Genomic DNA, 25,305 nt, shown 5'->3' on the forward strand with positions numbered 1-25,305 from the left:
CCGGTGCAATACCGGACTCATTTGGATCAAGCTGCCTAATGAAATAACCGTGTCTAACTTTTAGGGGTCACTTCAAAGGGTGCTCGTTTTTACTTTTATGGGGGACTCTCGGGTCAATATCATCTCTTTCCAGAAAGTAAAAATTAAATCAGCTCATAAACAAGGTTTTTTAAATTTAATTCATAGATCTTACTGCAACTTGGAATTGTCCCTTAGAACCATCATCATTTGAAACGTAAATTTTATATGTTCCAATCGGTAATGGAGATAAAGCATTCCGTACATTTGTAACATTAATTTGTTGTTCTCCAGGTCTTATATAACCACCAGCAATTAACTCCGTATTTGGGCCTTTTACACTATACCCCATTGTATTTTGGCCATTATTTTTCATAAAGAAGCTTAAATCAGTACTCCCATTATATACAAAAGAAGTGACAGCCTCTCCACTATAATCCATTGTTTGAGTTAATAATATGTCTGCAGGAACGTGTTCAACTATATTAATTGCATCATTCGTTTTGTGCACTTCTTCAGCATAAGTATTATTCCCTAACACACCAAGTGTTAATGCCGAAATCACTCCACAACTAAGCATTAGTTTATTTAACTTCATTTTAAGTTCCCCCTTGATGTTTGTATTCTATTACCATCATACATTCTTTTTTAAGTGCGTTTTTATGTAATAATTCATATCCCTAAATATATATATAATAACTTTACGTATTAATATTTATTGAGTAACTCACATAGATAAAGCTACAGTATTATGTTTTATAAAAAAGAACATGTTAATTTCAAAGTTTTTTTCACACAAAATGTATACGATTCATTACCACAATACTCGAGTGAACAGTGTTTTCATTTCAGATAAATTATATGAATAAAAAAATTTTAAATTTTCACTTTGTAATTCGGTAAATTCCATGTTAATATAACGAAAGCTACAAAACAATGGTCGTCATATATATTGTTTTCACAGAATATTCACACTCAGAAACCCATTATTTTACCAGTAATTCAATCACAATTTTATCTATACAAAAGTTATTTTCTAATTTCATATGTACATAAATTCAAGTAGATTTTTTATCTATTATTTTTTCTATCTTCCTCATCAATTCTAATACGAGTAATATAATAACATTTTTTCAAGTATCCTTCCTTTTTTAGATAGAAAGTCTACTAATACTAAACATCTAGGTCCAACCTATACATAATCCTACTTACAAACTATCGGAGATGCAAAACTATGGGAATTTCTACTCTCTTATTAAATACCTTTATTATAATAATTTGTATCCTTAGCTATCACGTATTTTGGCTAGAATTTAAAGAAAAAATAACATGTAATAATATGTTAATTTCTACTCTCTCCTCTATTGCTATTATTTTTTGTATGACTTTTCCTTTTCATTTACATGCTGGCTTTATTTATGATTTACGTTTTATTCCTATCATATTAGTTTTTCTGTATGGAAATACAAAAAACATTGTTCTTATAGGAATTTTATATCTTTCTTATCGCTTTTACTTAGGTGGAAATGGCGTTCTTCCATCATTTATTATCTTTACAATTATTTCTGGCATAACAATGCTCTTCCGTTACTTATTACCTATGCATTTTAAAGAAAAAAAGATATTATTAAGCTTACTCCTTATTTTAGTATGTACAGCTTCACTTTCTATCTGCGGTATTATAACTCAAATAAATACAGGAGGTAAAATAGACACTACTCTCATAGAATTTTTATTAAATTATATAATCATAAATATTTTCACAGTATTATTATCAGTTTATTTAATAGAGGGAATGATTGAGAAATATAAAATGAAAGAAAAACTGCAACGGGCTGAAAAATTTTATATAGCTAGCGAACTAGCGGCGTCAATTGCACACGAAATCCACAATCCACTAACCACGGTTCATGGATTCACTCAATTATTAAATGAAAAACATGCCTCTAAGCTATCTCAGGATCAATACTTAGAAATCATGTTAATTGAAATGCAGCAAATACAATCTACTATCAATAACTATTTATCTTTAACCAAACCACAGAATACCCTAAAAGAGAAAATAGATATTAATTACATTTTAAATCAGGTGAAAGAAACTATTTCACCACTTGCTCTATCATACAAAGTTGAAATAAAACAAAATAGTACAGATTCCTTTTATATAAATGGGGATCCCGAAAAATTCAGACTCTGTCTAAACAACATCATACAAAATGGAATTGAGGCTATGAAAAATGGTGGAGTTTTACAAATAAATATACAAAAAATAAAAGGAAATATTATAATTAACATTATTGATTCAGGTATTGGAATGTCATCTCAACAAATAAAACGAATTGCTTTGCCGTTTTATTCAACAACAGAAAAAGGGACTGGACTTGGTACTATGATTGCTTACAGTATTATTAAAGAATTAAACGGAGATATAGAGATAGAGAGTGAATTAGGTAAAGGGACACGCTTTTCTATTAGTATCCCCTGCTAATGTAATGAAAGTTATTTAGATAATAAAATTTTTCTACTTAACTTTTTAAATAAATGAATTTTAAAAATTCCGCTACCTTACGTATCAATTATCTTACTTTCAAATAATAAGGATCAGAGTTTATCTGTAAAAATAGACAAACTCTGATCCTTTAATTAAACGTACTTAAAATTCACTACTTTTCTTACATTTTGATGAACTAATAATTTTTCGATTTCATCTCATTTACTGTTCAGATCTGTTTAATTTAAATATAAAATCTCTCGACACTTAATTTGTTAATGTCATTAGAGTCATTGTCTACAGTTGTTTTTTCATTAAAAGCATAGATCTTTTTGCTATTCATCGAAAAAAACAAATTCCCTTTTACTACTTCACTTCTACCGTATAATTCCCTGTTCCCCCACCATACTGATACACATGTAAATAATATTTCCCTGGATACGTATAGTAGCTACCTACTAGTTGATTTCCTTGTTGCTGGGCATACGTAACATAATTATTTAAATCTGCTTCCGAATAAAGAACCCAGTTTACTCCAATATTATTTTCTTTCGTTACATTGATTTGAAGGTTTTTAGCTGTTTCTACATTTATTTCAAAGAAATCACTTGTATCACCATTTCCTAAACTAGCACGTAAAATTTGATTCAACTGCAGTTTATTTGCTGTTTGGAATGAATTGTTTGGCTCTTTTTCTACACTGTTATCTTCTTTCTTTTTAACTGTCACACTCGTTGTAGCAGTATTAGTTGCTCCTTTATCGTCTGTTACTGTTAATTTCGCTGTATATGTTCCTTCTTTTGTATAAATGTGCGTTGAGTTTTGTTCATTACTTACAGTACCGTCTCCAAACTCCCATTTATAAGAAGCAATTTTTCCATCTTCATCTTTTGATCCATCGCTTTTAAAAGAGATTGCTTCGTTCACATTTCCGCTATACGGACCATTTATAACTGCGACCGGCGCTTTATTCACAGCTCCTTCTTCTGTATTCATACCATGGAACACAACGTCATACTCAAATTGTCCTGATGCATTCACGCGATAATTCACAAAATAAGCTGTTACTGTTTTATAGCCTGTCCATTCTTTTGCACTTAAACGTTTTAACGTATCATTCACCTTTTGTGTAATTGTTTTCCAGTCTTCATATTCTCCTTTTGCAACAGTACCTGTATATGTTCCTTGTAGTGTAAATGTATTAAAGAACTGTGATTTATTTTTCTTTACAGATACATTTTTTACATTTGCTTCCGCCGTAATTTCTACTGCAATATCTGAAACTGGTTTCGGTGCATGCGTTGCTAAATAATCATCTGATACTAACGGAACATTATATTTATCACGATTATCAACTAACATTTGCATATAGTCTTGATACTCTTTATTTAAATTCGCATCTTTACTTAACGCAGAGCGATATGCATCATATGCTGCCACATCATTTTTCCTAATAAGGTCATGAACTTTATCAAACATATCATACCTCTTATTGTACATGTACGATTGTAAAGCGAAGGAATAATTATAGAAATCCCACGTTCCATACTTTGCATTTAACGTTCGCTCGGCCGTATAACGCTCTGCTGGATTTGAAGATAATCCTCCTATAATGCTCTTTCTCGGTACAACATTATCCGTTCTCGTTGCTCCTGCAAAAAATTCAGCATTTCCTTCTTCAAACCAAGATAATCTTTCATTTTCATACATCTTACCTTGTCCCCATAGTCCTGGCACTTCATATCTACCTTGTAAATAATGCGTGAACTCATGTCGGAATAACTCTTCTAAACTATAAATACTTTCTTGTGGTGTACGTTCATAAGTAAAGAATGTACCTGTTCCTTCTATATAAAGACCACCATTATTCGTTTCATACCCGTACAATTGACGATTAAATTGATATTCTGCTGGACTATTATAAATAACCATCGTCAATACATCATCTGGATTCCCTTTTTCTAATGGCTGGTCACTTTCAACGGTACGATGGAATTGTGCCTTCACTTCTTTCGCTGCCCAATATAGACGTTTTACTTTTTCCTCAGTCACTTTATCTCCAGCTTTTAAAACAATTGCACCATCATCAAACGTATACGTTTTCGGTAAATATTTTTTCTTACCATCTTCTCGTATTTGATCTAAATTAACCATATTTCCATTTGCATCTTTTCCGCCATAATTTGTCGCGATTTGCTCAGCTGCTACGAAATATTGCTCCCCTAAGTACGGGTATATGTTCATCGCATCTGTTACAACTTGTAACCCTTTCGTCCCTGTACTATGGAACGTACCGAGTCTACCTGTATAATAAATGCCATTGTTAATAAGCCATCCGTTTTTCGCTGTAATCGTTCCCATTAATGCAAAACGACTTAGCTCATTAATATAACTATCTATTTTCTGATACCATACTGTATCTTTCGGCACTTTTCTCGTATCGTACAAATATGATTGAATATCATAATCCACACCTTGCATAATATCGTAAATCGCATTTCCAGCTGAAAGATTATCTACCAATGTAGAAAAACTATCATTATATTGTTTAAAAATCTTCGCAGCCGATATTATCGTTTCCACATCACTCGAAGCGTTTCCTATTAATTTTCCGTATGATGATACAACTCTATTTTGTTCTAATGTACCGAGCTTAAAATTCGGGTTGCTCGCAATCGTTTTTAATGCAGGTAAGCATTTATCATGATAGCTTCGTTCATTCAGTTTACTTAATTCTGTATTATAAAATCCTAAATAAAACCCAGATCGCAATACCTCTACTAATGTCTCAATCCCTTTTGAATCATCTTGCGTATAAGTTTGCCCTTGCTGCTTCAATTTATCAATAATCGCCTGCATCCTACTATCATTTTGATAGAATGCTAGACTGTCTTTATTAAACTGAAATAGCCCCGTAATTTGCTCCCAGTCGATTGTTACAAGTAAATCTACTAATTGCTGATTGCTTAATTGATTTAATTCAGCAATTGTATAAGTTTTCGCTACAGCTAATTGTTTACTTTCTTTTTTTACTTCTGGCGGTCTTTGCGATAAATCAGCAAATTGTAGCCTTTTCTCAAAAGACTTATTTTCTAGCACTTTTGATGAATGAGCTAATTCTTGCACTGGCAATTGTACACCAACTGGCTCCATTTTGAGCACATTTCGATAAGAAACTTGCTCTTCCTTAGTATTTTCCGCCGATATGCTCCCTTGAAAACTCCCTAACAGTAAACTAGCAAAACTTACCCCTACTAAAACTTTTTTTGAATAGCCTTTCATACTCTCCCCTACCTTATATTTTTTAGTGTCCTACACTAATATCTTACTATTCTGACTATTTATTCTGTATTGAGAAAAAATAAGGTAACGTTCACATATGTATCCATTCATAGCAAAATTAACGCTTGACTCTCCATGCGATTTGTGTCAAAAAAGGATAGATAATAGCAAAATTTCTGCTACATCTAACCTCTTTTTCAACGCTATGAATTTAACTTTACAAACGTTATTTCTGGTAATGTTTGTATATATTGAATGAATGCATTCTTTTCTTCAGGTGATATATTTTTCAGCTGCATTCCTACCTTATAAACTACACCTGTATCTTGCTGTAAAGATTCCACTTCATATGAAAGTATTGGAATACCTTTCATATGAAGCTTCTCTAATATTTGTTGTACCGTTTCATGTTTATTCATACAAATTTGTACTGTTATATTTTGCGGAAATAAAAATCGCACTTTAAAAATACGACTTACAATCTCTAACCCAATTAAAACGAGAATCGTAGCTCCAATCCCTACTACATACATACCCGCTCCAATTGCTAATCCAATTCCTGCTGTAGCCCATAAACCAGCCGCTGTCGTTAATCCTTTCACTACCTGTTTTTGAATAATAATTGTACCTGCACCTAAAAAACCTACTCCACTAACAACTTGCGCTGCAATACGACTTGGATCAAGGGACATATGATTTTCAAACATAATATCTGAAAAGGCATATTTCGAAACAACCATTATTAAAGCGCTCCCTACCGCTACGAGGAAATGAGTCTTTAATCCAGCTTCTTTTGATCGAATTTCCCTTTCAATACCAATCATTGCTCCTAATAAACCAGCAATACCAATTCGTAAAATAAAATCAATATGTAAGCTCACGAACACTTCCCCCTTTCATTCATTATAGATGGATAAAACAAAAATTATCACACACATCCATTTATCGATATAAAAACATTCCATCAAAATTCACTTACTATCCCAACGATTTTATGCTAATATTTTAAATATTAACATAAACAAGATAACCTATTTCTCATACAAAAAAACCTTTAAGTTCAACACCTTACTTATCTTCAGTTAAAAATTGCATATGAAGTGCAAGAAATGAGGTTGAGAAAGTTAGAAAACGCTTTCATTTTCTACCTTGATTTTTATGAAATAAAACATAAATAAAAGGAGCTTACTAGCAATGAATGTCTTTTTGATTACACCCACTACTGATTTACAAGAAGAATACTTAGATTTTTATAACGAATGGAAAGATAGCGGTGAAACGATGATTCCGTGGGTTATTTCAAAGGCCCCTTCTAACTTTCCAGCTATGATTCAAGAATTACTCGATGCACATAACGGAGTAAACCTTCCTGAATCTTGGGTACCAGACTCTACGTATTGGCTCGTTACAGATGAAAATAAAATTGTAGGAGTTGTTAATATACGTCATAGTTTAACCGAACATTTATTTAACGCTGGAGGTCATGTCGGTTATGGCATTCGCCCTTCTGAAAGAAGAAAAGGTTATGCTACGAAGTTATTAGAGTTATCGCTAGAAAAAACGAAGGAATTAAACATCGAGAAAGTACTTGTCGTTTGTGACGAAGTGAATACAGGATCAGAAAAAACAATCTTACATAACGGCGGGCTTCGTGATGATGATTTCATTGAGGAAGATGGAAATATTGTAAGAAGGTATTGGATTGAACTATGAATAATTAAAAACAAGCCAGAAAGTGATTACACACTTTCTGGCTTGTTTTATGCTACTTCTATTTCAAACTGTACTGTAATACCACTTGGATCTACTACTGTAAATCCATTTGTAGTTTCATTTATTTCATGTTGTTTTTCTATTAATCTTTCTTTCACTTCATCTAACGCTTCTTTATGCGGTAGTACAATCGTATATACCTTTAGTCCAGTTGCATGTGTTGGTGGGTGCGGATTATTTACTCCGTTCCACGTATTTGCACCGATATGGTGATGATAGCCTCCTGCCGAAATAAATAAGCAATCCTCTTCACGCTGCTGTACCTCAAAGCCTACCGTCTTTACATAAAACTCATGTGACTTTTCTACATCAGCTATTCGTAAATGTACGTGTCCAACGACAGTATCAGCAGGTAAACCAGCAAACTCATAATCAACGAGCGTTGCCAATGCTTTTAAATCAAGCGGCGTACTTCCTCCTGGTCCTTCTCCCCATTGATCGCGCGGGCGGTCTGCATATATTTCAATTCCATTACCCTCTAAGTCTTGTAAATAAAACGCTTCGCTATACGTATGATCACTTGCACTATTAAACCTTGAAATTGGTAAAATTTCATTTGAATATGTATAACGCCCTTCTTGTTCAGCCGGGCTATCAATTACATTCTTATTACGAAGAACCCCAAATAGTGCCGAAGCAAAAGCTTCACGAGTCGGAACTAAAAAAGCAACATGATATATACCAGTCGTACGTGGTTCTTGTAGTGCCCCATCCTCCAACTTTTCAAGAACAAGCAGCGTATTCTTACCACCCTTTCCAGATAAATACGCTTTATTCCCCTCTTGTTTAATTACTTCTAAGCCTACTACATTCTCATAAAAAGCAATTTGACGTTCTAAATCTTTCACTTTAAATGCAACATGACCAATACGTGTTTTCGGATGAATTTGTACCATGAATAACTCCATCTCCTTATCCCAATATTTTTCCATTACATATAACCGTTACTATGAAGAATACAACCAAAATCACCCTATGTAAATAAGAAAAGTCAGAATTTATGCATATTTTTATTTTCTTAATAAAAAAGCCACCTCTTCTAACTTTCAGAAAAAGTGACTTTATAACTCTCATCTCATTTTATGTACTTCAGCAACTAACTTTCCACCCTGAATGCCCATATAAAGCTTCACAGGTGCGTCGTTCGTATTTTCAAATACTAAGTCTAAGTATGGATATGCAATTGTAGCATCTCTTCCTTGTGGCACATAACCTACTGTTTTAGAATGCGTCGTTCTCTCTACCATTTTCAAACCAGCTTGATCTGCTGCATTGTATAAAGTCGAAGATGTTTGACAAACACCCCCACCATATCCATCTACTAATTTACCATCTACAATTTCTTTTCCTAATTGATATCCTTTATCTGGCGTTGTATCACCGATTAATGCATTAAAAGAGAAGCGGTCTCCTTTTGCTAATACAACTCCATTTATGCTCGCCGCTGACAAACGAATATTCTCAATACGGCCACCTGTTGATCCACCTAAATTCGTTTCATATCTACCAATTACCGTACCACTTCCTTGCGCATCACTTAATGTTGCCGTAGGCTTTTTCTCTGTGATTGGTAACTGATATGAAGAATCCCACATACCAACATTTAACAATTTATCTACTAATTCTTTTTCCATTAATTCATAAGAAGGTTTTCCTTCTTGCCAACTTCCATCAGGTGCTATACGTGATGGAACCATCTTTTTATCAACGGTTTTCCCAACCTCACTAGCAACCTTCGTTACCGATTTTTTAAATTTTGCTTCGTCTTCAAAATAGCCTAAACTAGACAAATCTATTTTTTTCACTTCAGTACCTGTTCGACTATCAACTAAACTAATAGAATCCTGCACTTCTGCTTTAGCCGCGACAGTGTGTCCACCAATATCACTTACTAATGCAACATCACTTACTTTTGTACCACAACCACTCACTACAGCTACACATAGCACCCCAACTAAAATACCCTTTATTTTACGGAACAATATACTCTCTCCTTTTCCCCAACAATGCTTTTATGTATTATTTCATTTTTATGTATGTTTTGTTACAATCATTTTACAATATGTTTATAAAATGTTACAAGTTATTTTTTACTCTATTTAAATTACTCTTTTCTTTTGTAAATGTCTATACATATTTTTATGAAAATGTAAGTTTAGCAAATTTGTAACCTTTATGTAACCTCTCCCCTTCTATCCATTATATACCATTAAATAAATGAAAAACAAATGTAACAACTCCCTGTTCTTATTTATAAAAGTAAATCACGTAAATATAATTAGGTATTTGCCGTGCCACTGCTCCGCTTTTACACATACAGTATCGTGTATTTAACCTATTTTAAAGAAATGGAGGATGTTTTTATGTACCCCTACAATCCATATGATTCATATAACCAATACGGTTATCAGCCTCAATATGATTTACAAGCACAATACCAACAATATATAGATCAAACAGAACAAGTTAATCCATATGACCAAAATAGACAATTTCAACTTCCAATCTCTTTCCCTGGTACTGGAAACCGTCAACTAGAACGACGAGTAAATGAGCTTGAGCAAAGAGTACGTCAATTAGAAAATACTGTTGAGCGCCATACACGTAGACTAAATCGCTTAAATCAACGTTTACGTACAGTAGAAAACAGACTTAACATTCCATTTGCAGCGCTAGAAGACGGATTTTAATTTTGAAAATAAAAAATATATAAGGAAGGGTCTTCCCTTCCTTATATAAATTGACGAAAGTTTTCTCCATCTCTATACTGATAAGAGTTAATGAAATGAAACAAGGTGATAAATATGGATTTTGAAATAAATTATCTTTCTTTTTATGTTGTACAAGTAGAAGGAAAAGGTGAAGCAGTTGATAAACGCTATAAACATTTTCAAACATTAGACGCTGAAGAATATGAAGATAGCTCTTTAAAAGAATTTTTGAATGGTGAATTATTAAAAATTTCAAAGCGAAAAGTAGAACGTCACGCCAAAACGGAGCAAGCCCCAACAAAGATTGGGCGCTTTATTGTAGAAGAAGGGCACGAACTCGATTCAAACCCTCATTACAACCTATTTAATCGTATTCGTTTTGCAGAAACAAAAGAAACCTTCAAAGATATGAGCGAGCCTCTCATTTATACATATCTTGACACAAGCGCTGTTCGTGGTGGTGTATTTTTAATCGCGCAAGCAAAACTACGTAAATACTTTGATGACCCATTCGTATTCGTTATGAAATGTGACTTCGAGCCGAAAGTTGCCTCTATTTCAGATGAATCAACGCTTATTCGTAACGTTGAAATGGCCATCACAACGAAGAATATGAAATCTATCCAATATCCGTACATGCCTGAAGAAGGTATGGTCGAAGTGGGTGAGCTAAAAATTCACCAAGCATCACACGCCCGCTACTTCGAGGACTTCTTAAAATTCGTCGAATACGAACGCTCTATGCCTGAAATTATGAAAACACAAGTAATGGACATGGTATACGACCAAATTGAAGATGTATTTGAAGAAGGTACGGAAGAACGCGAACAATTCGACCAAGCAATGGAAGTATGGGCTGCCAGTCCGAAGCGAGAAATTATGGAACAATTTTCAACCGAAGAAGTAATGGAAGCTACCGCTCAAATCGTCGAGCACGCCCCAGAAGTGGAATTAAAGCTAAAAGCAGATCATATCTCTGTGAAGGCCCTGCTTGCTGATTTCGGGGATCAAATACATATCGCGAAGGTAAATGACCGATACGTATTAATGATTGAGGCTGATACACTTACATTTGAGAAAGGCTTCTCTCCTATTGAGTTTCTGAAGCCAGATGAGTTGCAAGATGTGATTGAGCGGATTGAGAATAAGCAACAGTTTTCATATGATCCGAACGGGGTTGAATAAAGAAAATCAAGTAACCAATAAACATGTTTTAAATAACAACTATGTGTCTACAAGTGAGACCACACAATACTAAAAATTTCAATTCTAACATTGAATAAATGCTTCCCTATAACTATTTTTTTACTGAGCGCTATTAACAAAGCGCTCTTTTATTTTGGACTTACTTGATGTTTACTTTAAAAACCGACTCTACTAAGAATCGGTTTCTCTGCTTTATAACAAGATGTGCTTATTTATTAAATTTTTTTGATTTAAGATAAAATTTGTTGCAGTATCTAAATAAATTCGTTCCTTGTTGTACAAACACATTTCCAGTTGAAATATCCTTTTCAGTATGTTCTTGTATACAACGTACTACAATTTTTTCACTTTTTACTAATAGACCCAGTCCTTCTATAAGTTTTTGATGTTTTTCCTTATAGTCACTATGTATGTTATTAAAATAAAAATTTCACTTTACTACCTCAAATTTATTGTACTCGTAAAAAGATAATTGAAAACGATATTCTGGATGCTCTCTCACCCAATCGTAGGCTTCTTCTAAAATATCCATTTTATTTTGTGGGTCATTAAGTTCACTGCATTCGTCCCTTTTCTGTTTGCACAGAGGGCAGAACCCATTCACTATCGTGGCACTCATCGCACTAATAGTTTTATTTTCTAAGTCAACTAATATATGAAGAATAAGAGAATGTTCTGCTGTTGTAGTCACCATCATTTCAGCAATCCTATTCTCATTCCAAAAGACACCGTTTAATTCCATCTTTACGTTAATATCTTTGATATCCAAATTTATCATCATCGCATCTCCCATATATATAACGCTTATCTTACTCTTCAATTTTAATCTTTAATTCACCGCGGTTTAAAGATATATTAAGCTTTTACTAACTCCTTTTTACTATAAGAGGAAGTGTAATAAAAATAAAAAGTGATGTGAATATAATATAAAAAATAAAACAGTTAAAATGTTAAAGATTGCTTCCATTTAACTGTACCCTCTTTCATTTTTATGAGCTCTTATTTTATTAATATATTTTAAAATTCTTACGACGCCTTAATTTTCAAAGCAATTATAATAGCCAAATTACAACAACAAATTAATTCCTAATTAAATTTGAATACTTTACTCATCCGTCAATACGATGACTTTAAATTTATATAGCTAGAAATGGAGGAGAATGTCACCTAGACTGTGCATTCTCCTCCATCTCAGCCAAATATTTAAGCTGCCGCTCCGCTTTTCTCACCGCTGTAGGGAAATGTTTTTTCAGAAGTTCTACTGTATTTTCACTTATATAATACCTTTCCGTTATACTTTCCCACGTTTCACTACTTTCAAATGTACTCCACACAAATGGTCGTTCTGCATGTTTCTTCAGTTCTTTAAACACCCATTTTCGCATCTTTTTTTTCGCTTTTTCTGTTAGTTTTCCGTTCTTTACAAGTTCAAGCTCACCATGTCTCTTGTATCGCTTATTAATATCTCTCTCACTATATATTTTAAGAAGTATATTTGCTGTATTCTCAGCATCTGCTAAAGCGCGGTGCTGTTTCCCTTCCCACGTTAAGCCGAGCTGTTCTACTGCAAATTGCAAACTTGGTGTATGTTCAAACAATTCTTCATAAGCCTGGAAAATAAATTTTTGCAAATCAAATCTACTGTCTTTTTCCATACACGGGCATTCTAGGCCATGTAATGTACAATCATGAGATAGAAAATGATAATCTTCTTTTCCCCATGAAATAAATACAGAATCTTCTCCAATGAACTGAATAAATTTCTCTATAATTTGAGGGAATTTCTCTACACCAATTAAATCTTTCTTTGTAATTCCAGTTAATTTTGTTGTATGACGAGTTAATGGGGCACTTGGTTTTACTAACTCTGAAAATTCTCCAATAACCTTCATTGTACTCACATCTATTTTTACAGCTCCAATATCTACTATTTCTGACGGATCTTCTGATTTATACGGCCTAAAATTCCTTTCGATATCAAACACAATGAACCGTGTAGCGTTTTTCAATTTATTTACCTCTTTCTAAAATCCTTTTCACACACATACTTTATTTTCAGTATCTATTTATTCATACACTTTATGCATGAAATACCTCGTATAAAAAACAAAAATTCAGTCTTATTATCATATGTACATTGGAGGATATTCAATAAGAACGCAAAAAAAAGAAGGGCGAGCCCTTCTTTTTTTCAAAAATTACTTCTTGTTAACGTTAGTAGCTTGTGGTCCACGGTTACCTTGTTCTACTTCGAAAGTAACTTCTTGACCTTCTTCTAAAGTTTTGAAGCCGTCGCCTTGGATAGCTGAGAAATGAACGAATACGTCTTCTCCGCCTTCAACTTCGATGAAACCGAAACCTTTTTCTGAGTTAAACCATTTTACTTTACCGTTTTGCATGAAAAAAATCCTCCTACAATGTACCTATATGTACATATTCATTTTCAACCACCTTACAATAATAAACCAGACATTAAAAAACTGCAACCCCTGAGGAGATTTAACATTGCTATCCTCCTCGGAAGTTACAGCTCATTTAAATCTCTATATTATTAAAAGTAAAATGGTTTAAACATACTATATCATATCAATATAATAAAAGCAAAGTTTTTTTTTGCTAAACAACTTTTTTCTTCCACTGCATCGCTTTTGATTCACCTGATCCAGCTACAACATAGCCTTCTTTTTGATTAACAATGCGCCAACCATGCCCTTTAACCGAGTCACATACTGTAACAATCCCTTCATTAAGATGCACACGGCAAACCGTGCTAACGCCCGCCTTATTTTGCGTTGAAGTCGTATATAGCACATGTTGATCTACACTTAAGTCTAAATAGCTACTAGCTTTCTGCTCACTTTGACATGTATGCCAATATAGTTTTTCATTCTCAATACTTTCATCTATTTTACAAAAAGAAATATTACCACCAATTCCTTTACACGATCCACTTGCTGCTACTAGATAAGAATTATGTAGAGTCAACGCAGAAATCATTTGATTCATCGCTATTTTAATTCTTTTTAATTTACGTTTCTCTAAATCAAAAAGCCAAACACCACCATATTTCGCATGTATTTTCGTACCAATAAATAAGTAATGTTTATATAAGAATAACGAACGAATAGACGGTGCATCACTGCCATAATCAAGAAATGGATGAATGGTCTCCCATGTAGAACCGAAATTATTAGAAAGATACAATGTTTTATCTCCATGAGCAATGACAGTTCCTTGTACATTACTACACACATTCCAACTCGTTGCTTTTGTTGGAAAACGCTGAATTGTCCAGTTCTCTCCACCATTCATGCTACGAATAAAAATCCCTTCGTCGCCTACACCATAAACTATATTATCTACGCTATGTAAATCCCGAATTCGTTTTTGAAAGCCATTTAAAATTTGTTTCCATTCTCCGTCTTGTTCAATAAATAAGCCATCATATGTAGTAGCTAACATAAGTTTTCCATCTCTTAATTTTGTAATAGCAGTTGCACTTAACATTGTCTCCACGTTGACACTCCCATTCTTAGAACTTCTCAGCAAATGCAATTGCAAAATTACTGCATTTTTCAATATCCTCTTCATCTTCTGGAGATAATTCAATTTTCAATCCTTCTTGTACAAGTTCTGCACCGCGTTCTACAAGACGTTCTTCAAATATCGTCACCGCTTCACAAAACAGTTCATATGCCGTATCACCTGATCCAAATACAGCTGCTTTTTTTCCTGACAAATCTATATTTTCTAAATCCTCGTGGAAATCTTCTGCCTCAAACGGCAATTCACCATCGCCCCACGTATAAGATCCTAAAATAATTCCATCATAAGCTAGCAATTCTTCAGCATCCATGCCTTCCATCTCTTGCAATACTACTTCATGATCAAAAGCATCCAAACTTACTTTTATTAAATCAGCAATACTCTCTGTATTTCCTGACATACTCGCATACGCAATTAAAATTTTCGCCACTTTGGCATCCCCCTCTTGCAATGAATGATTCTCATTCTCATTATATTAATAATGAGAATCAATTTCAATTATATTTTTCATTTTTATTTATTCCATACAAAAAAGCACAGATGACTATACAATCACCTGTGCTTTTTTATTACTTTTTAAAAATACCAAATGGCTTTCCAACTGGTAAAACAACTTTTCCGAAGTGTGTATTTAACACTGCTGCGGCTGAACCATAGAAAGATAATAATGAAATACATAGTTCAGAATATGCTGCTAAATTATGCATTGCGTGCGGCATAACACCTAAAGTACTTAATGAAAGACCAATAAATAAGAAATCAATAAGTACGAAAATCATAAATAATACTTTATGTGTTTCCATTGCACCAATCGTCATAAAGATTGTGAAAATTAAATATCCGATAAAGGCTACACCAAGCTGTTTTGAATCTGCAGTTTGGGCTAATTTTTCGCCGAATACTCCAAGTTGAATTAACCAAGTCATTCCAACACCTAACCAAAACAGGCCGTACGCACCAAATGCTGTCGTACCGAACGTGTTGTTATGCTTTGCATCGTGAATGCATGCAAAGATTTGTGCAAATCCCCCTAAAAAGATTGCCCATGGTAATACAAGTGAAACGCCATCTGTTAAACCTAACTTTTGAGATGATGCTACAAGTGTTACCATTGCTAATCCAAATAGACCGATTCCAGATGGATCTGCTGTTGTCATTTTCACATGATGTGTAGTAGTTTGATTGCTCATATAAACCTCCTGATTATAAACATACTCGAATACAATACTTAAATCAGCAGGCTATGTCAATGGTTTTTTTTGTATGTTGTCAGACCTTACATCTTATAATGATCGAATATACTTTCGACCACTTCGTAAGGTTTTATATTCACATTTTTCAACTCATTTATCGGTATCCATAACGGAATATAACAACCTCTATCTTTCTGCTTAAACTCCTCACCTTTTCCGCTTCCGAATACTCCGTCTGTAATATAGGCTTCATAATAATATTCTGTACCTTTATACTTTATCTTTGTAATAAGGTGCTTTCCTTCTATATGTACCCCTAATTCTTCGTATATCTCTTGCTTCGTTGCCTCTTCCGATGTTTCTCCTTCTTCTATTCCACCGCCTGGAAAAACGTAATATACTTCATCGTCTCGAACACGTTTTATTAGAGCAATTTTTCCATCCTGTACAATAATAGCCACGCCGCGATTTCTCATCATTTTATTACCTCAATACGAACCGCAACTGTTCCCCACTTTTCTTCTTGTTCTTTCGTATATATTTTGTATGTACTTTCTAACATTTCCTCTAAACTATCATTTTCACAATCCAATAACTTTTTATCAATTTGCTCGTACATTTCTTTAAAGCTTTCGTATCGCTTTACTTCCGTTACTTTTACAACCATCGTTTCTGCTGTCGTAAGGTTCGTAAATACAATTTCATCGCCTTGTTTTATAAGTTGACGTTTTTTATCGTATAAGCGTACTTCATATACCTTTTTTCCTGATTGAATTGACTGAAAAGGTTTATCATATAACCCCATTTCGTATCTCATTCACTCCACTCCCCGTTATTCATTTTCCCTACTAACATACTTACATCTTACTAATTCATACAACACAGTTCGCCTTACTCCACCTTGCATATAATGTTCCATATCCATTACTTGCTTTAGAGAGGATGCTAAATTTGTTATGTTATATTTAAATCAAAAACCTGAATATAGTAAATATGATATTGGTGATTATACTTATAGTAAAGTAGGTCCAACTATTTTTTCTTGGAATGATGAAACGAAATTGAAAATAGGTAAGTTTTGTTCATTAGGAGAAGAAGTCGTTTTCATACTTGGCGGCGAGCATCGTGCTGATTGGATAACGACTTACCCATTTAATGCTCTCTTCGATGAAGGAGCACATATTACTGGTCACCCTTCATCAAAAGGTGATATCGTAGTCGGCAATGATGTATGGATTGGTTATCAATCCTGCGTTTTATCTGGTGTTACAATTGGTAACGGGGCCATTATCGGCGCAAAGAGTGTAGTTACAAAAGACGTACCTCCATATGCAATTGTCGCTGGGAACCCTGCCAAACTAGTTCGCTATCGTTTTCCACAAGAAACCATTGAAAAACTAGAAAAACTTGCATGGTGGGACTGGGATATTTCTGTCATAAAAGGAGCTATTCCATTTCTACTCTCTAACAAAACCAATGAATTTTTCACCTCACCCGAAAAAGAATCTACATGATTGATACACATAAAAAAGAGCATCCTATTCTTACAGGATGCTCTTTTTGTATTTATTTTTTATTTATTTGTAAGTGATTACATGGAGAACATTGAAATGGAATTTTATCTAAGCAATTAAAGTTCGTTTCGCAAATTTGTTCTATCGTTGGAACAAATGGGATGACTACTATGTTACTTTCTATTATTTGTGTAACATGTGGCAATACTGTACCTACTTGATGTTCAAAGCGAATACTCGCTTGGTTAATATAATTCCCTGAACCACTTGGTGCGCTCTGAACTGCTACTTGAAACGAAACTGTCCGCGCTTCACCCGGATTTAAATTTCCTATAAGAAACCCTGATACTGGACTTACATTTCGTAATGGAACATTATCGACTATTACGCTTCCAGGGATAAATCGAACACTGCTATCTAACATGTCTTGAAAACGAATATTTTGCATGACAGTATCACCCGTATTTGTAATGACTGTCGTAAACGTAATAACATCTCCAATTGTTGCTGCCTGTAAATCTGCCGTTTTTACGACTGTCGTTGAGACATTTTGAGGGATAAACGGGATAACAACTGTATTGCTATCACCTTCCACTACTACAGGTGGCTCATTCGGATTTACAGTTGCGAGCCCATTTGCTGTAGCGGTATTTGTAACTAAATTATTTATTTGCCCTCCCGTTATTACAACTTGGAAATTAATAATTGCCGCATCATTTGGCTGAAAATCACCTAACGGAATACCCGTATTCGGATTGGCAAATGGAAGAGGTACATCATTTACCGTTACCGTGCCATTTATAAATAACGTATTTGGATCAATGATATCTGTTAAAACAATACTCGTCACAGGAACTGTACTATCATTTATGACGGCAATGCCGTAAGTGACAACATCTCCTACCATTGCTACTTCAAAGTTTGCTCCTTTTGCAACAAATAAGATTGCAGTATTTACCGTTACAATAACTGTATTACTCGTGTCCATCACTGTAACTGGCGGTTCACCTGGTACTAAAATATATTCTGCTGATGCCCCAGCAACGTTCACTACTGTACCACCATCTGGAAAACTCGTAATCGTAGCTTCATATGTTACAATCGCCGTCTCACCGACTGGAATGTCCAAAATCGTAAATCCAACCTGCGGATTTACTCCCGGACGCGCTACTCCATTTACCGTTACACTATTTGGTACAAAAACAGCTTCCGGAGATAGCACATCAATAAATTGAACATTCATTGCGTCAGCCGTACCAGTATTTAATATACGAACACGATACGTTACCGTTTCTCCTACTCCAACAATTGAATGATCTACTTCTTTCAGCATATCTAAACTGCCTCTATTTACTGGTGTGACTGTCGTATTACTTGAATTGGTAATTGTAAACGGTGGTTCTCCTGGAATCAATTCGAAATCACCAGTTACTCTCGCTGTATTCATAATGCTACTAGAAGGCGGAATTGAAATTACATTTACTTCAAATGTGATTAATACGCTATCCCCTACTGCAAGATCCGGTAATGAAAAGCCTACAAAAGGATCTAAACCTACTTGCGGAATCCCATTTATTTGTACACTTCCAGGAACAAATTCTAAACTAGGTGATGGAACATCGATAAACTGAACATTCGTCGCTGTTACCGTCCCCGTATTTGTAACTTGCACACTATACGTTAACGTATCTCCTAAACGTGTCGCTTCTTTATTTACAGATTTTATAATGCTGAAACGTCCTCTATTTATTCTTGTTATAGTCGTATTACTCGGATCTGTCACTATAACCGGTGGTTCTCCTGGCACTAAAGTAAAACTTCCTGTTATATTTGCAACGTTCGTAATTGTTCCTGATGACGGGATGGTTGTAACTGTCGCTTGAAACGTCACTATAACCGTTTCACCAACTGGTATATCTCCAACTCCAAAGCCAGTAATCGGATTTAAGTTTGGTTGCGAAACTCCATTTACCGTTACACTATTTGGTACAAATGACGCTCCTGCTGAAAACGTATCAACAAACTGAACATCGTTAGCTATTACTGTTCCTGTATTCGTTATTTGAACCGTATACGTTAATACATCTCCAACGAGAGTAGCCGCTCTATTTACTTGTTTAATAACATTAAATTGTCCTCTATTGACAGTTGTGAGTGTTGTATTGCTCGGTTGGTTTACTATAACTGGTGGTTCTCCTGGTACTAATACAAAGCTACCTGTTACATTTGCCGTATTGACAATTGTTCCGTTTGATGGAACACTAACAACTGTTACTTGGAATGTTACTTCTACACTTTCACCCGGATTTATATCTGGAAGCGGGAATCCATTATTCGGATTGAATCCAGGTTGTAACACACCGTCTATCGTTACACTGTTCGGCACGAATGCTATAGAAGAAGGTAATACATCACTATATTGAACATTCGTTGCTGTCACTGTCCCTGTATTTTGAACTACTGTTGTATAGGTGATTGTATCCCCTACTGCAACAATCGGCTGACTCACTGATTTTAATACATTCAAACCAGATTCATTTATTTCTGTTAATGTCGTGTTACTTGTCGTCGTTTCAGTAATAGGTGGTTCTGTTTCACTTACAGCAAATGTCGCGGTAACGTCTACAAAGTTAACAACTGTACCACCTTCTGGTATGCTCGTTACCGTCTCCTGATATGTGACAAGTACAAAATCATCTACAGGTATATCTGGAACTGTAAAACCAATGAAAGGATCTAATCCTGGTGCCGGTACCCCGTTTATGCTCACACTTCCTGGTACAAATGCTACACCCGCGGAAGTAGTATCTATAAATTGAACATTCGTCGCTGCCACTGTTCCAAAATTAAAAATCAATACATCATACGTTAAAATTTCTCCTACAGTCGCTACTTCTTTATCTACTAGTTTTAACGGAAAAATAAACGCTATATTAATTGTCGTAACGACTAAATTCGTTAATATCGTTTCCGTAATCGGTGGTTCCTGCGGATTCGGTTGTGAAGTAAATGTAACGTCAGCATCGTTTAATATGACTTCATTATCTGGAATCTCTGTAATTGTCACTTGGAATGTTACCGTAATACTTCCACCAGCAATTAATAATGGAGTAACAGTAAATCCTATTTCTGGATTTAAACCAAATTGCTGAACCCCACCTATCGTTACACTATTTTCGACAAATGTCGTTCCTTCCGGAATGACATCTTGGAAGAGTACATCTGTAACAGGTATAATTCCTACGTTCGTAATTAGCACGCTATACGTTAATACATCTCCAACAGCCCCAGTTGCAACGTCAACTGCTTTTGTTGCTGTTACTTCACCAGGAGGAGGTAACGGTATTGTAACTACTGTCGTATTACTTGAATTTGTCGTTGTTACAGGTGGTTGTAAAGGATTTAATAAGAAAGTGGCTGTAGCAGATGCCGTATTTAATACTGCTCCGCGTGGGGATGGCGTAACTACTGTAACTTGGAACGTTACTGTCACTGATGCCCCAGCTGCAATATTAGGAAGCGGGAAACCAATATTCGGATCTAAACCAAGCTGTGAAATTCCATTTATCGTCACACTGTTTGCGACAAATGCTGTTTCTGGAGCAATTGGATCGATGAAAGAAACATTCGTCGCTGGTACTGTGCCGTTATTTCGAATGACAACAGAATACGTATAAGTTTCTCCAAATGCCGCTTGTTGTACAGATGAAGATTTTTGTATATTTAACTGTGCTGTGTTTACTTGTGTCACGACAAAATTGCTATTCGTAACAGTCGTTATTGGAGGGTTTGCTGGATTTATAAGAAAACTTGCAGTAACGTTCGATTGGTTTCTAATATTTCCACCGCTCGGAACACTCGTCACTGTAACTTGAAACGTAATCGTAGCCGTTTGTCCGACCGGAATATTTGGTACTGGGAAACCTGCCATAGGATCCGCGCCTTGCTGAACAACTCCATTTATCGTCACACTATTTGCTACAAACGCAGTTCCAACAGGAATCGGATCTTGAAAAATAATATTCGTTGCAGGAACAGTTCCTGTATTTTGAATAAGAATCGTATACGTTAACGTATCTCCTACACCTGCTTGCGGTGTGTTTACACTCTTTATTACATTAATTGATCCTACATTCACTCGCGTCACAACAATATTACTAATCGTTACAATTGTAATCGGTGGCTGGAGAGGACTTACTTGAAAATCAGCAGTTACATTTGCATTATTCGGAAGAACCCTATTTGGTGGTACACTCGTGATCGTCACTTGAAAAGCAACTGTTACCATCCCTCCTACTGGAATATTAGCAAGTGGAAATCCAGTTGTTGGGTTTAAACCTGGCTGAGGCGTTCCATTTATTGTTACACTATTTGCTACAAACGTTGTTCCAGATGGAATTGGATCAAGGAATGATACATTTGTCGCTGCTACCGTTCCACTATTTTGTATACGAACTGTATACGTTAACGTATCTCCTACACCTGCTTCAGTAGCGCTTACACTCTTCATTACATTTAACCCTGAAGAATTCACGACTGTCATAACAGTATTACTTGGTACTGTTACAGTAATCGGTGGCTCTGTTGGATTTACAAGGAAATCTCCAGTTACATTCGCATTATTTACGACATTATTTCCTTGGGGAATTTCATCAATTAATACTTCAAACGTAACAATAACACTGGCGCCAGTAGGCAAATCATTTAATGGGAATCCAAGTTCTGGATCTGCCCCTTCTTGTAAAACACCATTCACAACTACACTATTTTCAATAAATAATGTCCCTTGCGGAATTGAATCTTGGAAAAATACATTTGTAGCTGGTACACTACCTGCATTTATAACTTCGATTGTATATACTAAAATATCTCCTACTGTTGCAACATTCGTATTCACTGCTTTCACAACTTCAAAGTTCCCTGATTGTACTGTCGTATTCACAACGTTACTCGGAACATTGATTGTTACTGGTGGTTCATGCGGATTCACTTGAAAGCTTGCTGTTACATTCGCTTGATTTAAAATATCTTCATTTTCTGGATCCTGTACAATTAATACGTCAAATGTGACTACAACTGTTTGAGCCGCAGGAATATTAGGAAGAGAAAATCCTGTATTCGGATTCAATCCACTTTGCGGTACTCCATTAATTGTTACAGAATTTGCAACGAAAGAAACAGCGGAAGAAATAGTGTCTTGGAAAAATACATTTGTTAACGGAACGTTCCCTGTATTTTGGACGGCAATCGTGTACGTTAAATTGTCTCCTACTGCTGCTTGCGTTGTATTCACTTCTTTTATTACATTTAAACCACCTGTATTAACTTGTGTCACTACAGTATTCGTTTGTCTATTAATCGTTACTGGCGGCTGATTTGGTTTCACGACGAAATTAGCCGATACATTTCCGCGATTCGCAATCGTACCTCCTGATGGTGTAGATGTCACTCGTACTTGAAAAGTCACTGTCCTACTTCCGCCGGGAGATATATTTGCTACCGCAAACCCAGTCGCTGGATTTGCCCCAGGTTGCGAAACCCCATCTACAGTCACACTATTTGCAATAAAAGTCGTTCCAATTGGGATTGGATCTTGAAAAACAACATTCGTCGCAAGTACATTTCCTGTATTCTCAATTGTAACGGTGTACGTAAGAACGTCATTCACTGTCGCAAAAGCTCTATCCACTGTTTTTCTCGTTCTTAGATCAGCTATATTAATAGTAGTAAATACAGTATTACTCGTCGCTTGACCTGAAATTGGTTGTTGACCTGGCACTGGGGTAAAGGTAAATGTTACACTCGCACGGTTCGGAATTGGATTGACAAGAGGGTTCGATGTCACTCGAACTTGAAAGCGCACTACAGTCGTTTGCGAAGCATTAATACTTCCGAGATTAATACTAGTTGATGGATTCGCTCCTGGACGTGCTACTCCGTTTACCGTAACGCTGTTTGCGACAAATGTTGTTCCTGCAGGGATACTATCAACAAAAATAACATTGTTTGCAGCAACATTCCCATTATTCGTCACATTAACTGTGTACGTTAATACATCATTAAGAGTTGCCGTCTGTAGATCTACAGATTTTTGCATACTTATAGTTGCTTGATTCACTGTCGTTTGTACTGTGTTTGAAGAAGACGTACTTGTAATAGGGGCACTACCGACAAAAGGACGGAATTGATATGACACCATTGCACGATTTGGAATAGGATTTGGGTTCGGGAACGATGTTATTCGAACTTGAAATGTAACAATTCTTTGCGTGTTATTTGGGATTGTACCTAAATTAATTCCATTCGCGGGATTCGCACTCGGTTGTGTTACTCCACCTACCGTTACACTACCTGCTACAAATGTCGTTCCGTTCGGAATACTATCTTGTAATACAACGTTTTCTGCACTTCCTGTTCCTGTATTCGGGACCGTAATCGTATAGGTGAGAGTATCCCCTACCCCTGCAACGCTTCTATTAACCGATTTAACAGGATTAATGATTGGACCTGTCGCATCAATTTGAACACCGAAACCAGCTGCAGCATATCCATCTCCATTTGTGACAAAGCGAACAGTTGCTGATGTTTGATTGTTTACTAAAGATGAGGAGGCATCTACATTCGTAATATCCCACCCCTGTCTTCGGACGGCCAAAGCTACCCCTAACGGCTGATTCAAATCTCCAAATGTACCGCTCGTATCTAAATTTCCACTGTCATTACAAATTTGTGACTGAAAGAAATTATTTGCAGGATTTCTCGGACCGAATAAAGCAACTGTATTATTTGCATTCGGACCAAAACGAAGTTGATCTCCAGAAATGTTAGAGTCACCTTCTTGGGCAGTTACAAGTACCCTTCCTGTAACAGCTCCTGTTGCCGGAGTTGCAAATCCTGAAATAGTAGCATCAACTGGCGGGGATGAAGCATCGATAATTTCTTGACCTGCATATACTGACAAATTCCGAAGTGGTAAACTTGCATTTTGATACACAACCTCAAGCGTCCAGCCAGCTGAACGACTGATTGTTGGATCAGCTGAAGTTCTTGCAGCTGGCACGGCACCTGTTGTATATGTGCCGGCCCCACCTGCACTTACAAGATTCGTTACATTAGCAGAGCGAGCATAATAAAACTGGTTTCCTACTGAACCTTGCTGCGCTGTAGCAGGATCGGGCGTAACTGAAAAAGTTCCTGCTGGTGTTGTAAATGTAATATTATCATTTAAAAATGGTAAAACATCTTCCGTATCAGTCCGAAAAGTACCAGCCCAAACCAACTCTGCATACAAAATACTACTCCCTGCCGGAAGGTTTAAAATTGCACTTGAAGAATTCAATTGCCAGTCATCTGTTGTCCCTGCTGGGAATCCTGGTACTTGCAGCGCTGTATTTACTGTCGTAAATACAGCAAGTGTACCAAAAATATTACCTGGCGCAGGCGATGTAGGACTAAGTCCCAACGTATTCCCAGTGAACGTGACGGCACCAGTTACTGTCGTTGTAAAGCGATTTAAAAAAGGCACGTAATCATCTCATTTCATTTATAGTAAAAAGTGCTCTATACTATAA

General features: G+C 35.6%; 19 protein-coding genes. 5 read left to right on the forward strand and 14 right to left on the reverse strand.

Features of this window, described 5'->3' with window-relative positions; translation table 11 throughout:
• Positions 1 to 175: 175 nt before the first annotated feature.
• Positions 176 to 616 (reverse strand): hypothetical protein, encoded by a 441-nt coding sequence (locus JDS81_RS10395; protein ID WP_000773479.1) that lies wholly within the window; start codon positions 614 to 616, stop codon positions 176 to 178.
• Positions 617 to 1,252: 636 nt separating this feature from the next.
• On the opposite strand from JDS81_RS10395, the gene JDS81_RS10400 reads away from it, so the two are divergent.
• Positions 1,253 to 2,506 carry a sensor histidine kinase gene (locus tag JDS81_RS10400; RefSeq protein WP_097953635.1) on the forward strand — a complete coding sequence of 418 codons (1,254 nt, stop codon included), beginning with the start codon at positions 1,253 to 1,255 and terminating at the stop codon, positions 2,504 to 2,506.
• A gap of 369 nt (positions 2,507 to 2,875) precedes the next feature.
• Here the strand turns inward: JDS81_RS10400 and colA are convergent, their stop codons facing one another.
• Complete coding sequence (gene colA / locus JDS81_RS10405) at positions 2,876 to 5,791, reverse strand: collagenase ColA (RefSeq protein ID WP_097953636.1); 2,916 nt, start codon at positions 5,789 to 5,791, stop codon at positions 2,876 to 2,878.
• A 203-nt stretch (positions 5,792 to 5,994) separates the two neighbouring features.
• Positions 5,995 to 6,672, reverse strand: a complete 678-nt coding sequence (locus tag JDS81_RS10410) for an MgtC/SapB family protein (RefSeq protein ID WP_000052096.1) — start codon at positions 6,670 to 6,672, stop codon at positions 5,995 to 5,997.
• A 313-nt stretch (positions 6,673 to 6,985) separates the two neighbouring features.
• On the opposite strand from JDS81_RS10410, the gene JDS81_RS10415 reads away from it, so the two are divergent.
• Entirely contained in the window at positions 6,986 to 7,504 is a 519-nt protein-coding gene (locus JDS81_RS10415; protein ID WP_097953637.1) for a GNAT family N-acetyltransferase, read from the forward strand.
• Positions 7,505 to 7,551: 47 nt separating this feature from the next.
• On the opposite strand, the gene JDS81_RS10420 is transcribed toward JDS81_RS10415, so the two are convergent.
• Together JDS81_RS10420 and JDS81_RS10425 are read right to left on the reverse strand one after the other, a co-directional pair.
• On the reverse strand, positions 7,552 to 8,460 hold the full coding sequence (locus tag JDS81_RS10420) for a VOC family protein (RefSeq protein WP_000249862.1): 909 nt from the start codon (positions 8,458 to 8,460) through the stop codon (positions 7,552 to 7,554).
• A 174-nt stretch (positions 8,461 to 8,634) separates the two neighbouring features.
• Entirely contained in the window at positions 8,635 to 9,546 is a 912-nt protein-coding gene (locus JDS81_RS10425; protein ID WP_000488650.1) for a VanW family protein, read from the reverse strand.
• Between the two features lie 381 nt (positions 9,547 to 9,927).
• Between JDS81_RS10425 and JDS81_RS10430 the strand changes: the two genes are divergently transcribed.
• On the forward strand, positions 9,928 to 10,254 hold the full coding sequence (locus JDS81_RS10430; protein ID WP_000283717.1) for a hypothetical protein: 327 nt from the start codon (positions 9,928 to 9,930) through the stop codon (positions 10,252 to 10,254).
• Positions 10,255 to 10,368: 114 nt separating this feature from the next.
• Positions 10,369 to 11,460, forward strand: coding sequence for a DUF3900 domain-containing protein (locus JDS81_RS10435; RefSeq protein ID WP_097953638.1), 1,092 nt, complete (start codon positions 10,369 to 10,371; stop codon positions 11,458 to 11,460).
• Between the two features lie 451 nt (positions 11,461 to 11,911).
• Here JDS81_RS10435 and JDS81_RS10440 read toward each other — a convergent pair whose 3' ends face one another.
• From JDS81_RS10440 to JDS81_RS10475, 8 genes are all read right to left on the reverse strand, one after another.
• Positions 11,912 to 12,259 carry a hypothetical protein gene (locus tag JDS81_RS10440; RefSeq protein WP_000609019.1) on the reverse strand — a complete coding sequence of 116 codons (348 nt, stop codon included), beginning with the start codon at positions 12,257 to 12,259 and terminating at the stop codon, positions 11,912 to 11,914.
• Positions 12,260 to 12,644: 385 nt separating this feature from the next.
• On the reverse strand, positions 12,645 to 13,490 hold the full coding sequence (locus JDS81_RS10445; protein ID WP_097953639.1) for an exonuclease: 846 nt from the start codon (positions 13,488 to 13,490) through the stop codon (positions 12,645 to 12,647).
• Between the two features lie 189 nt (positions 13,491 to 13,679).
• Positions 13,680 to 13,880 carry a cold shock-like protein CspB gene (gene cspB / locus JDS81_RS10450; RefSeq protein WP_001179148.1) on the reverse strand — a complete coding sequence of 67 codons (201 nt, stop codon included), beginning with the start codon at positions 13,878 to 13,880 and terminating at the stop codon, positions 13,680 to 13,682.
• Between the two features lie 217 nt (positions 13,881 to 14,097).
• Positions 14,098 to 14,997 carry a WD40/YVTN/BNR-like repeat-containing protein gene (locus JDS81_RS10455; protein WP_000449501.1) on the reverse strand — a complete coding sequence of 300 codons (900 nt, stop codon included), beginning with the start codon at positions 14,995 to 14,997 and terminating at the stop codon, positions 14,098 to 14,100.
• Between the two features lie 16 nt (positions 14,998 to 15,013).
• Positions 15,014 to 15,457, reverse strand: coding sequence for a flavodoxin (locus JDS81_RS10460; RefSeq protein WP_001062761.1), 444 nt, complete (start codon positions 15,455 to 15,457; stop codon positions 15,014 to 15,016).
• Between the two features lie 139 nt (positions 15,458 to 15,596).
• Entirely contained in the window at positions 15,597 to 16,217 is a 621-nt protein-coding gene (locus tag JDS81_RS10465) for an acetate uptake transporter (protein ID WP_000070943.1), read from the reverse strand.
• An 86-nt stretch (positions 16,218 to 16,303) separates the two neighbouring features.
• Complete coding sequence (locus tag JDS81_RS10470; protein ID WP_097953640.1) at positions 16,304 to 16,699, reverse strand: NUDIX hydrolase; 396 nt, start codon at positions 16,697 to 16,699, stop codon at positions 16,304 to 16,306.
• The gene (locus JDS81_RS10475) at positions 16,696 to 17,037 is read right to left on the reverse strand and encodes an ASCH domain-containing protein (RefSeq protein WP_097953641.1); all 342 of its coding nucleotides are present in this window, start codon (positions 17,035 to 17,037) and stop codon (positions 16,696 to 16,698) included. The genes JDS81_RS10470 and JDS81_RS10475 overlap by 4 nt, the downstream gene beginning before the upstream one ends.
• A 139-nt stretch (positions 17,038 to 17,176) precedes the next feature.
• Between JDS81_RS10475 and JDS81_RS10480 the strand changes: the two genes are divergently transcribed.
• A complete protein-coding gene (locus tag JDS81_RS10480) occupies positions 17,177 to 17,734 on the forward strand; it encodes a CatB-related O-acetyltransferase (protein WP_000966318.1) in 558 nt (185 codons plus the stop codon).
• A 52-nt stretch (positions 17,735 to 17,786) separates the two neighbouring features.
• Here the strand turns inward: JDS81_RS10480 and JDS81_RS10485 are convergent, their stop codons facing one another.
• Positions 17,787 to 25,259, reverse strand: a complete 7,473-nt coding sequence (locus tag JDS81_RS10485; RefSeq protein WP_097953642.1) for a DUF7507 domain-containing protein — start codon at positions 25,257 to 25,259, stop codon at positions 17,787 to 17,789.
• Between the last annotated feature and the right edge of the window lie 46 nt (positions 25,260 to 25,305).

This window comes from Bacillus cereus group sp. N31 (assembly GCF_016483245.1).
In the GTDB taxonomy this organism is placed as follows: domain Bacteria; phylum Bacillota; class Bacilli; order Bacillales; family Bacillaceae_G; genus Bacillus_A; species Bacillus_A toyonensis.